Here is a 12,259-nt window from a genome sequence, read left to right as displayed (position 1 = left end):
AGCCTTTTAAAAGAACCTTTAACGAAAAATACTAAACTTAACATCTTGTTGCTGTAAAAATGCTTCCGCATCTTGGCCATGTAGCATGGCCATAGTCGCCAGCATTCCTGCGGTCACACAATTTGGCCCTAACACAGTTACAGAGCGCGGCGCATGGATAACGGGATAGCCAGTGCGTGGGTCGACAATATGGCCGTAACGCTTTCCATCGACTTCAAAAAAGCGCCGCGTATCGCCACTGGTCGCTAATGCACCCTGACTAATCGCCAGTACACTCGCAGCGTGATCGAGGTGTCGTGGATCTTCAATTCCCACTTGCCATGGCGTCACTTTAGACACGGGACAAGCGATATCACCGCCAAAATTCACTAACACTGGAATGTCTGGATAACATTCAGCTAACTCATAGGCGACTCTGTCGACCGCATATTCTTTTGCGATACCACCAAAATCCAATTTCATACCTGTTGGCATCTCAATATGGTGCGAATCAAACTCGATACGCTCAAACCCCACTAAGGCTTTCGCGGCAAGTATGCGGCCATGTTCGGGCAATTGGGCTTTGGGATCAAAGCGCCACAGTTCCATTAACGGCCCAGCAGAAATATCAAAGAGTCCATCACTGAGCTGAAAACATTGTTTAGCAAAAGCCAATAACTGCCAGGTTTCTTCATCGATAAGCTGCTTATTACCATTGGCATGGTTTAATTGCCACAGACAATTCTGCGCGATAAAACGACTGTATTTATGTTCGATACGCAGCGCCTCAGTGACAGCCATATCCAACATATCGTCAGCAATATCGAGTTGATCACATGCGATGAGTATTTCACAGGGACTCGCCATGGCCCTAAATTCTCCCACATAACCCCAATCGCGGCGTTGCAACAAATTAGGTGCGCTCTTTAGGGACGATGTCGACATCATAAATCACCTCTTCACATGGCATCCCACTGGGATTGCGATTGAATAAGTTCAGGGGCAAATTGAGTATGGGTAGCTAAGCTACCCATACAGTTTAACGCCTTGCTATCTGAGCCAGTAGCATTATTTCGTATTAAAAAGAATAACTAAACTGTGCTGTAATAGCCTTCTGAGTCGGAAAAAGATCGAAGTTTTGCAGCTCTCCAGGAATCGTAGCACCGTTATTTTTCGGATCCTGTTGGTAATACTCTAAGCGATACGACATTTCATGACCGCCCGATAATCTATGGCCGAATTTAACCCCAATCGTATAAGCCGACATATCTCCGATACGATAATCGGCACTGGCAAACTCAGGCAGTGGCGTATCAGCCATCAAGAAAGGTTGATAGAAGTTAGCCGCAGTTTGTTGGTAATAGCGCAGATGTAATTGACCATAAAAGTTACCGGTAAAGTAATACCGATAATGGGTTTCTAAGGTATGTGATGTGAGGTCCCAGTCATCGGTATTATAACGATAGGAAAAATCCACCACACCTGCATCTAATGCGCCTTTGGTCATCACGTAAAAACTGTGCTTCAAGCGCGAATCGGGACGGCTCTCATACAATAAATCCTGAGTAATGCCGTTGTTATCCACCACACTGAGCACCTTGTAGGGATCAGTTAAATAGCCATTCACACTCGATAAGCCGTAATTGGCCTGCAACAACCAGCGCTGACTGAGCACTTGGGTGATGCCTAACATCACATCGGCCGTTTGCTTGTTATCACTGCCACTTTGGCGAGTCGCATCGAATGCGCTGCGATAAGTTTCCTCACTGGTGAAGTTACCGCGAATGACCATCGAAGATAAATCCACCGGACGACCGCCAACGGGGTCAACCACATCGAAACTATAAGCCGTACCTAAAAATAAAGTGGTGTTGTCTTTATTGAACCCTCGCTCAATTCCGGCATTGATGCCCATTGACATATAATCAAACTCTTTCGAGCCATATGCGCCAACATTGAGTTTCCAATCTGGTGTTAGCACTTCACTCCAACCGACATTGGCTTGTACGCGAGTATCATGAAAGGTGTCATCTAACGGCGTTTCCCCCGCTAAAACATGATATTGACCATTACCAGATGGTCGAGTAAACGTTTGGCTGGTACTTTGGGCCACAGCGCCCGATGCTGAAGGACCCGTTAGACTGTCAACCACGAGTTTGAGATCCAGCACACTGTCATCGCCAAAGGCTTTTTGCGCTGTACCTATGGCTTCGATGGCTTGTACTCTATCTTGCTCACCGTAATACATTAACGCAGCATCGATCTTCCAGTCGTCAGTTTTTTTAGATAATTCAGTCGCATGGCCACTTGTTGCAAACAGTCCACAACTGGCTAATGCGAGAGCACCCGCAATCTGCTTCGATTGTCTTGTATTTATTTGGTTCTTTTTTTGGGTCATAGCTGACAACACCTGTAGGTCACTTCAATCTATTCAATACTGCGGGGTTTCGCCCCTGATTTTAGAACATCTGCTCGTTACATCTAAGGGCAAATAACACCAACAGAGAGTTTAGTTACAGCCACATCCACCACCGGCAAATGCACGTCCGCCGCTACTGCCTTCTTTACTAAAATAAATATGATCATCGAGTGCGAGGTCGAGCTTTTCACTGTCGAGCGCCATATCGCTGCGGGCCAACTGGCCTTTTTCCCACGGCTGCACTCCTAAACTTGAACATCCACTCAAACCTATGATGAGCGTTACTGCGACTAATGCGGGTTTAAGCATAAATTACTCCTTCAGTAAATTGACAAGTTCTTGCTCGTATTCAGCGGTTTTATCGGCATAAAAGCCAACATGATGCTGTACTAACTGACCTTGACGATTGAACATAAAACTGCTCGGCATGCCCAGCAAATCGAAACGGCGAGCGACATCACCTTCGGGGTTAAAACGCACTGAAAAATTGGCAGGGACTTGTTTTAAGAATTCCTGGGCTAACTCGTTATCTGTATCTAAGTTGATTGCCACGACAGCTAATCCCTGATCTTGATACTTTTTTTGTATTTCATTCATCCAAGGAAACGATTTACGGCAAGGCCCACACCAGGATGCCCAAAAATCGACATAGACGACTTTGCCTTTAAACTCACTCAGGGAAACGGCTTGGTTTTGCGCGTTAAACACTTGATAGTCCAGTGATGGCGCGGCTTGTACGCCTACGGCCAATAGACTGAGTAACAACAATATTTTCTTCATAGCATATTCTGCGTTAACGATTACGTTTGAATCTATTAACTGAATCTTAAGGTTTTCTTAAACAAGCTTATATAAGTTTAATTAACCTGTTCGCCCAGACTCACCACGCGAATGAACCATAGTCATCAGCACCGCCTCAATCACATGAGTAATGATTAAGTAACCGATTTCATCCAAAATGGTAAAAGCGAGACATTTTGTCCCACCTAAAAAACTGAAATCAGATCTGCGTCATGTTAATGAAATGTAGATTAGATTTTCATCACGCCGATTTAAGATCCTTGATATACATCAACATTTTTTATATTTCCAAGGGCTAAACTGAGCTTGTCAATTATGTAAACCCTTACCAATTTACATTTAAACAACAATAAAGGTTGACCCATGGACACACATGCAGCCCTATATGAACAGGGAAAGGCACGCTTAGATGCGTTACGCCAATTCGCTCCCCGTCAACAGCAATCCCTGATTGAAAAGATGCAACAACATGGCATCAGTCGCCGTGATTTCATGAAATGGAGTGCCATGGTGACGGGCATGCTCGCATTACCACTGCCCTTTAGTAACTTAGTTGCACAGGCCGCTGAGTTAGCCGACAGAGTTCCGTTAATCTGGCTACATATGGCCGAATGTACGGGCTGCTCAGAATCATTAATTCGTACCGATACGCCAAACCTAGACTCACTGATTTTCGATCATATCTCCTTGGAATATCACGAAACCTTAATGGCTGCCTCTGGTTGGCAAGCCGAAGAAAACCTCGAACATGCACTCGAGACCTACAAAGGCCGTTATTTACTGGCCGTTGAAGGGGCGATTCCAACTGCAAATAACGGCAGTTTTTTAACAGTGGGCTGTAAAGGTCACACTGGTTTAGAAATCATCAAACATGCAGCAGAAGGCGCTGCAGCCATTATCTCTGTCGGCACTTGCGCCGCTTTTGGTGGCGTGCAAGCCGCCTATCCGAACCCAACCGGTGCTAAAGGTGTGTATGAGGTTGTCAGTAAACCCGTGATTAACTTAGGTGGTTGCCCACCGAGCGAAAAAAATATAGTCGGCACTTTGATGTACTTCATTATGTTCGGTAAATTACCCGCGCTGGATATGTTTAACAGACCTAAATGGGCCTATGGCGCTCGGGTACACGATAACTGTGAACGCCGCGGTCGTTTCGATGCCGGTGAATTCGTTGAAGAGTTTGGCGATCACGGTGCGAAAGAAGGTTACTGCCTATATAAAGTCGGTTGTAAAGGACCTTACACCTACAACAACTGCCCCACCGAGCGCTTTAATCATCACACTAGCTGGCCGGTACTCGCTGGACACGGTTGTATGGGCTGCTCAGAACCTAACTTCTGGGATGATATGGCTGACTTTGAAAAACCCCTTGGCCGTCAACTCCTCCATGGATTGGATGCGACCGCAGATACTATTGGTGCGGTGATTTTAGGCGCGACCGTTGTGGGTATTGGTGCCCATGCTGTTGCCAGTCTTTTTGCCAAACCGCTGGAGGAATAACCCATGAGTAAACGCGTAGTTATCGACCCTATCACACGTATTGAGGGTCACTTACGTATCGAAGTCGAAGTCGATGAGAATAATGTCATCAGTAAGGCTTGGTCATCTTCTACCCTGTGGCGCGGTATTGAAGTCATTCTTAAAGGTCGTACTCCAATGGACGTGGGCTTAATTGTCCAGCGCATTTGCGGTGTGTGTACTTATTCACACTACCGCTGTGGTACTGAAGCGGTGGAGAATGCCTTAGGGATGACTATTCCACTTAACGCTAAATATTTGCGTTCACTGATGCAAACCTCATTATTTATGCACGATCACATTGTGCATTTTTATCACCTACATGGGTTAGATTGGGTTGATGTGGTTTCTGCACTCAGCGCCGATCCCGCGAAAGCCGCCCAAGTTGCTTTAAAATATACCGATAACCCCATTGCCGCTGGCGAAGGTGACTTAAGGGCAGTCCAAGAGCGAATTAAGGGCTTTGTCGACACTGGTAAACTAGGCCCTTTTGCGAATGCTTACTGGGGAAATGGCACCTATAAATTTACGCCTGAACAAAACCTTGTCGCTCTATCACACTACCTTAAAGCACTTGAAGTACAGCGTATTGCCGCTGAAATGATGGCAATATTCGGCGGTAAATCGCCTCATCCACAATCTATAGTGGTAGGCGGTGTAACCTCAGTACGCGACATGTTAAGCCCTGCACGCCTGCAAGAGTGGAAGCAAAAACACGCTATCGTGACTGACTTTATTGTGCGCGGATATCAAGCTGACATCGTCATGGCCGCCGAAGCTTTTGGTGCTGAACCTAGTGTACTGGGCGGCGTTAACGTGAAGAACTTTATGGCTTCACAAGAGTTTGTTCTTGCCAATGGTGAACACCTGTTTGACCAAGGTGTGATTATGAATGGCGATTTAGCGGGCGTCAGTGATATCAATCCAGACTGGATTGCCGAAGACGTCACCCACGCTTGGTACAGCGCCGATGCGCCGCAACACCCCTACGACGGGACAACTATCCCTAACTATACCGGCTTTGTTGAGCGCGATACTGTTTACGGTAAGTTGCCAACCTTAGACGGTGACGGTAAATATTCGTGGGTGAAATCACCTCGTTACAAAGGTGAACCGGTTGAAGTTGGCCCACTCGCTTGCTTACTGGTTAGCTATGCCCGCGGTAATCAAATTGTTGTGGATACCGTTAATGGCCTACTCGCGCGGACAGGCTTACCTATCGAGGCGTTATTTACCACTTTAGGTCGTACCGCTGCACGTATGTTGCAAACATTAATAGCAGCGCAAGAAGGCTTAAAAACCTTCGACGCATTAATTACCAACATACAGTCAGATGAAACAACCTATATAAAACCCGATATGGACCCGAATAAGGAATATATTGGCCATGCCATGATGGAAGCTCCCCGTGGTTCGTTAAGCCACTGGCTGCGCATCAAAAATGGTGTAATTGAAAACTATCAAGCTGTGGTACCGACCACTTGGAACGCCGGTCCTATTGATGCTAACGGGAAAATGGGTCCCTATGAAGCATCACTCATCGGCCTAAAACTGGAAGATCCAACTAAACCCCTTGAGGTGATACGTATTATTCACTCATTTGACCCTTGCATGGCGTGTTCAGTACACGTTATGGATTTTAAAGGTCAAGAACTGAGCGAGTTTCGTGTCAGCCCCAATGGCCAATAATCGAGGGAGGGAAAGCAAAATGGACCATTCTGCAACCCGCATTCGGACACTGGTTTTTAGTCCTGCAATACGGATTTTCCATTGGTTACGCGCATTATCGATTCTCGTGCTCGTAGTGACAGGATTCTATATTTCTTGGCCGTTTTTAGTCACACCCGATAGCTCTGATGTGCTGGTACAGGGCTGGATCCGCTTCGCTCATCTGATGGGTGGTTTTTTATTAACCGCCATCACCTTAGTGCGCTTCTATCTGTATTTTTTCAGCCGAAGTGATATTGAGCGGCGCTCATTTCGCGATGTGATGAGTATAAAAAGTTGGATCACTCAGCTCAAATCCTACTTATGGATGGGCCATTTACATAAAGCCGGTGTCTATGGACCGCTGCAATTTGTGACTTATATAGCAATTTCCCTTGTCGCTGTTGTGATATGTATAACGGGTCTGGTGCTATACGCCAATGTGTACCACGAAGGTTTAGGTGGCATGCTCTGGGGCAGTGCAGCTTGGATCACCGCACAAATGGGTGGACTGGCACAGCTGAGGATTTGGCATCATTATTTAACTTGGGCATTTGTTATTTTTGTGGTGATCCACGTCTATATGGCGGTGTGGTCAGGAATACGCTTCAAACATAACTCGGTCGACTCAATTGTCTCTGGCTACGACTATCCAAAGCCAGACTCACACCACTAGGAGCCCAATGAAGATATTGCTGCTTGGTATTGGCAATGTCCTGTACGCCGATGAAGGTATCGGCGTACATTTTGTCAATTACATTTCTGATAACTATCAGTTTACCCATGAGTCTCATCAGCTAGAATTGCTCGATGGTGGCACCTTGGCCCAAGGGCTCATTCCTATTATCTGCCAATATGAATACTTAATCGTGGTCGATACCGTCAATGCCAACGGGGTTGAAGCTGGCGAAGTCTACTTCTTCGATTTTGATAAAGCGCCCAAAGAAATCGATTGGCAAGGCAGCGCCCATGAAGTCGAAATGCTACAAACCCTTAATATGATGGAAATGGTGGGTGACCGACCTAAAACCTTTATCTTAGGGGTGACACCTACAGTACTTGAATCTATGGTTCTGGGCCTTACTCCTAAGGTCGCGGCAGCGGTACCGTTAATGGAAAAAACGCTGTTATCGCATTTATCCTCCCTTGGGTTCACTGCAACGCGTATTGCCGAACATAGTATTGACTCGCTGATCCCTGACTCTTATAAACGTGGCGTCCATACAGATGAAGAATATTCGATTTGATTTTACCTGTTCACGTCAGGTGCCTTTATATGCACATTTATGTAATCAATATCTAAATTACGATGCGCTGAACATTAACATAGGCTGTGATGGGCAAAATAATGTTGGCCAACACAACTACTTTATCGAGGCTTTAGGTGAACAAGCTCAGCTAGAACAATTAGCCGATGCCATAGCCACAGACTTTTTAATTTCCGCGTGGCTGATTGACTCCAGCATTAAGGTTATCGATGAGCATCAAGGGGGTAAAACCTTACTCAATTATCCACAATCTGATTGCAACCAAGCACTCACGCCCTTTTGCCAGCAATGTTATCCCTTGATTGGCGATAATCAGTCGGCTAAGTTTGGCACGCTAGGTTTAGCCTGCCCTTGCTGCAAAGGTGAAACGCTATTAACACCCGCGCAAAAAGCGTTAACGCTATCCGATATTCACGCCATGGTGCAGGATTTACTAACGCAGGGTTTATCGACACAAAATTTACCAACACAGGATTTACCCACACAAGTCACATTAACGTTAGCAGCTGCCGATAACCTGCAACTCAGCCTGACTCCCTTTAATGAATCCTTAGGCGGACGGCCACAGCTGTTAATTTGTAACCCCAATACGTTGAACGCCCATTTTTGTTTGAATGATGCACAAGTCCTCGCACTATCCAGCATTGAAAAACCGCTTATTTGCGCCAGACCAACGCAAGAGCACGATAAACTCAACGCGCCGCTCTACGAAATTTGCTTTGCTTATAGTCGAGTGACGTTAGTGCTCGCCGAAGTACTGCGACAAAAAGGCATCGATTGGATTTATATTCAAGGGCAGTATCAGCGGCCACAACTAGCGTGGATCGATGGCGCATGGGCGCAGATTTGCAGTGAAGGAGTCGATTCTGTTGCCGTTCAAAACCTTATCGCACCTGAACCCTTAAGAGAAACTGTTATTTTTCATGGATATCAAGCAAAGTGGCAAGCATCTAAACGTTCTCGCTCACGTTTACAGCAAGGAGAGCTGAGTGTCGCCGCCTTATCTCACAAACCAACAGTAGAAGGCTTTACTGTTGAGAGTGACTATTTTGAAAGTAATAATATTGAAAGTAATGATTTTGAAAGCGCTGTCGTCAAAGAGATTACCGATTTTGACGATAACGATACAGAAAATCACATCATAGCGGATGCAGCGTTATTCAGTGCACTGTTAAACGGTAAATTTACCAGCCACAAACCAGCAAAAAATGCCGCCGTGATTTACCTAAGTCATAGTCACGCAAGTCAAATCGTCACCTGCGATAATAAGGGTGACACTGAACTTTTTTTCGCCCTACCCGAACTGCCCGATAACGGTTACGAAATCTTCCATCAACTGGATAACAGCCCGCAAAATGCTGTAGCACAAAAATTTAAGCACCTATTCCCAAGCGACTATTTAGCACTTTTGAGCCTAAAACTGCATGGCAGGCGCGATAATTTACAAAGCCTGTGGGCGATTGCCGCCATTTTAATGGGCCTTAATCCCCAAGAGGAAACCCAAAGCCAAGAATGGCTCAGCGATGCTCTGATGGCCGCCGCCATGCGTTACCACGGTGCCAATGCCCCGCGTATTGATTACCCGCTGACCAAAGGTGAAGCGCACCGTAGCCTGAACTGGTGCAAAACTTTAGGTTCACTATTAAGTTTTCGTATTGCCGGTAATGATGACCCCAGTCAACTGGCCTTTGCGATGCAAGACTCTCTGGCTGATTATCTTGCCAACTGGCTAGAGCATATCGATTTAAATATCGGTGTGCATAATATTGCCTTAGCCGGCAACGAATTGGTGAACGAAACCTTATGTAAGCGCATCAGTTTACGGCTAGGTAAAAACTTTCCCTTGGTGATTAATCGCAGTCTCGATGTAGACGGTAATAACTTAGCCGTTGGCGCGCTTTACGTTAAGCAGCGACGACTTAATTCCCATGCTTAGGGCAGCAAAAGTGAAGTTTAAAAGTATAAAATCGCATAAGCATCATAGTCGGCACAAAAAGCACAGTGATTTACACATAAAACGCCGGCTGGCATTGGAATACCTTACTCATAAAGGCGCCGCGCTTAAGCGGTGCCAGTTGCACATCACTGGCATAGTGCAAGGGGTGGGGTTTCGGCCTTTTGTCTATCGTTATGCTCTTGAGTATCAACTAACAGGCACAGTGCTCAACAATGTTAATGGCGTCACTATTGAGCTGCAAGGCACAGAAGACAATCTCACACAATTTATTACAACGCTCAATACCACCCCGCCGCCACTGGCCCGTATCGACAATATAACCCAAACACCGCTGCCGATTTTGCTAAGCGAAACGGCATTTGAAATTATAAAAAGTGACAGCAATGAAGACAATTATTTAAGTTCATCAATAAGCGCACAAGTGGCGGTATCTGCCGATAAAAGTATCTGCCAAGATTGTTTAAATGATATGCAAAATCCTGATGACCGTCACTTTGGCTATGCCTTCACCAACTGCACTAACTGTGGCCCAAGATACACCATTATCAATGCCTTGCCTTATGATCGCCACAATACGGCTATGGCCGATTTTGACATGTGCCCCGACTGCGCCAAAGCATATCAAGATCCTCTCGACCGTCGCTACCATGCCCAGCCAGTAAGTTGCCCAGCATGTGGCCCCATACTCAGTTTAAAAACGCCGCAACGGGAATACATCCTTCCCAATGCCTCAGATGTCAGCGCACCTGAATTGAGTACGGACCTTGCGGTGCTTCAAGCCGCAGCAGACAGATTACAACAAGGGCAAATTCTGGCGATTAAAGGGCTTGGTGGATTTCACTTAATCTGCGATGCCAAAAACGGCAATGCCGTCAACGCACTTAGGCTACGAAAGCAGCGCCAAGCCAAACCGCTGGCGGTGATGATGGCAGATATCACCATGGCGCAGCAGTATGTCACAGGCACAGATGCTGAGTGGCAAGTGCTTAGATCGCAAGAGCGGCCCATAGTGCTAATGAGTAGTCGCGCTGAACACGATCTTAGCTTTGCTGTCGCCCCCAATCTGAATAAGCTCGGAGTATTTTTACCCTATACGCCGCTGCATCATTTACTGCTAAGTCTTTTTAAAGGGCCTTTGGTTGCGACCAGCGCTAATGTTTCTGGTGAGCCTATCATCACAGATTGCGATGAGTTGATTAATAGCTTAAGCCATGTGGTGGATGCGATAGTGGATCATAATCGGCCCATTATTAATGGTTGCGATGACAGTGTGGTGCAGGTTATCCAAACAAATACTCAATTGGGTACTAAGACGCAAATACAAATGCTGCGCTTAGCGCGCGGTTATGCACCGTTAAGTTTTTCACTCGATACGCCGCTCAGCCAATCAATTCTGGCGGTAGGCGCGCAGCAAAAAAATGCTATTGCCCTAGGCTTTGGCAGCAATGTTTTTTTAAGTCCCCATATTGGCGATTTATTTAGTGTCGGTGCAGAACAGTATTTTGAGCGCACTTTAGCCACTTTTTCGCGGCTTTATCACTTTGAACCACAGCTAATCATCCGCGATAAACATCCTGATTATGCCCCTTCACGTTGGGCAGAGACGCACTCAAACTCAAATGTAGAGCTAGATAACACTCACAAAATTGCATGTCTAGCGGTGCAGCACCACCATGCCCATGTACTCAGCGTAATGGCGGCTAACAAATATAAAGATACCGTATTAGGTTTTAGTTTTGATGGCACCGGGCTTGGCGACGATGGCAGTTTATGGGGTGGAGAAGCGTTATTAACTACGCTCGATAAAGCGCAGCGATTAGCTTACTTTGAGCCAATATCCCTATTGGGCGGCGAGCAAGCAATTAAACAACCAGTGAGGTTATTATTGGCATTATTGTTCAAGCAAATGAACTTGAATGCTGTGCTTGCACTGAACTTGCCCATACTCAGCAGCCTAAGCCCAAATACCCTAACTAATTTGTATAAAATCTGGCAGAACGACCATGCCCTTAAAAGCTCATCTGTTGGAAGACTTTTTGATGCCCTCGCCTGCGCATTAGGCTTAATTGAAACCACCCAATTTGAAGGTCAAGCCGGCATGGCAATAGAAGCCGCGGCTAATCGCGCCGATGCATTAGCCCTTGACGTCATACAGCTTAACTTACCTCTTGATGTCAACCAGTGGAAAAGTAGTGAAATGTTCAAGCAGATAGTTGAATTAATTACAGAAAAACCGCTAACAGACAACAGACGCGATGCCATCGCCCGCGCCTTTTTACACACATTAGGTGATACTATCTGTGATTATGCCGCTCAGTACAAAAATATTCCAACTGTGCTCTGCGGCGGCGTATTTCAAAATAAATACCTTTTGGAATACTGCCTTAGCAAACTTACCGCCCAAGGAAATCACATTTTACCCAGTAAACTCATCCCAATTAATGATGGCGGAATTGCCCTAGGTCAACTTTGGTATGGCATGCATCAACACACGATCAATACGTAGTGATTTAGCTGATTTTATTCAAAAAATAACAATAATCGACAAAAGAGCTAATAAGCATCCTGTGATTATTTTTTATCCCCATAAATCTGACGGGCATCAAAGAT

At 45.9% G+C, this 12,259-nt stretch carries 10 protein-coding genes; 6 read left to right on the top strand and 4 right to left on the bottom strand.

Going from position 1 to position 12,259, the window contains the following annotated elements; genetic code table 11:
* Positions 1-18 precede the first annotated feature (18 nt).
* The 4 genes from L2717_RS11445 to L2717_RS11430 form a co-directional block, all read right to left on the bottom strand.
* Entirely contained in the window at positions 19-927 is a 909-nt protein-coding gene (locus tag L2717_RS11445; RefSeq protein ID WP_220772829.1) for an FAD:protein FMN transferase, read from the bottom strand.
* Between the two features lie 130 nt (positions 928-1,057).
* A complete protein-coding gene (locus L2717_RS11440; protein ID WP_220772830.1) occupies positions 1,058-2,377 on the bottom strand; it encodes a DUF3570 domain-containing protein in 1,320 nt (439 codons plus the stop codon).
* Positions 2,378-2,488: 111 nt separating this feature from the next.
* On the bottom strand, positions 2,489-2,707 hold the full coding sequence (locus tag L2717_RS11435) for a DUF4266 domain-containing protein (protein ID WP_028760174.1): 219 nt from the start codon (positions 2,705-2,707) through the stop codon (positions 2,489-2,491).
* A 3-nt stretch (positions 2,708-2,710) separates the two neighbouring features.
* On the bottom strand, positions 2,711-3,178 hold the full coding sequence (locus tag L2717_RS11430; RefSeq protein ID WP_220772831.1) for a TlpA disulfide reductase family protein: 468 nt from the start codon (positions 3,176-3,178) through the stop codon (positions 2,711-2,713).
* A gap of 384 nt (positions 3,179-3,562) precedes the next feature.
* Between L2717_RS11430 and hyaA the strand changes: the two genes are divergently transcribed.
* From hyaA to hypF, 6 genes are read left to right on the top strand one after another with little or no spacing between them, the layout of a single operon-like run.
* Positions 3,563-4,699 (top strand): nickel-dependent hydrogenase small subunit, encoded by a 1,137-nt coding sequence (gene hyaA / locus L2717_RS11425; protein ID WP_220772832.1) that lies wholly within the window; start codon positions 3,563-3,565, stop codon positions 4,697-4,699.
* Positions 4,700-4,702: 3 nt separating this feature from the next.
* A complete protein-coding gene (gene hyaB, locus L2717_RS11420; RefSeq protein ID WP_220772833.1) occupies positions 4,703-6,406 on the top strand; it encodes a nickel-dependent hydrogenase large subunit in 1,704 nt (567 codons plus the stop codon).
* 19 nt (positions 6,407-6,425) lie between these two features.
* Positions 6,426-7,100 (top strand): Ni/Fe-hydrogenase, b-type cytochrome subunit, encoded by a 675-nt coding sequence (cybH, locus tag L2717_RS11415; protein WP_220772834.1) that lies wholly within the window; start codon positions 6,426-6,428, stop codon positions 7,098-7,100.
* 7 nt (positions 7,101-7,107) lie between these two features.
* Entirely contained in the window at positions 7,108-7,671 is a 564-nt protein-coding gene (locus L2717_RS11410; protein ID WP_220772835.1) for a HyaD/HybD family hydrogenase maturation endopeptidase, read from the top strand.
* Positions 7,652-9,628: a NiFe hydrogenase gene (locus L2717_RS11405; protein ID WP_220772836.1), complete on the top strand. Its 1,977-nt coding sequence runs from the start codon at positions 7,652-7,654 to the stop codon at positions 9,626-9,628. Before L2717_RS11410 ends, L2717_RS11405 begins: the two co-directional genes overlap by 20 nt.
* Entirely contained in the window at positions 9,621-12,155 is a 2,535-nt protein-coding gene (gene hypF / locus L2717_RS11400; protein ID WP_220772837.1) for a carbamoyltransferase HypF, read from the top strand. The genes L2717_RS11405 and hypF overlap by 8 nt, the downstream gene beginning before the upstream one ends.
* The last annotated feature ends 104 nt before the right edge of the window (positions 12,156-12,259 follow it).

Origin of the sequence: Shewanella glacialipiscicola (genome assembly GCF_023283485.1) — a bacterium.
Classification (GTDB): Bacteria; Pseudomonadota; Gammaproteobacteria; order Enterobacterales; family Shewanellaceae; genus Shewanella; species Shewanella glacialipiscicola.
This window is presented reverse-complemented; position numbering and strand designations above follow the sequence as displayed.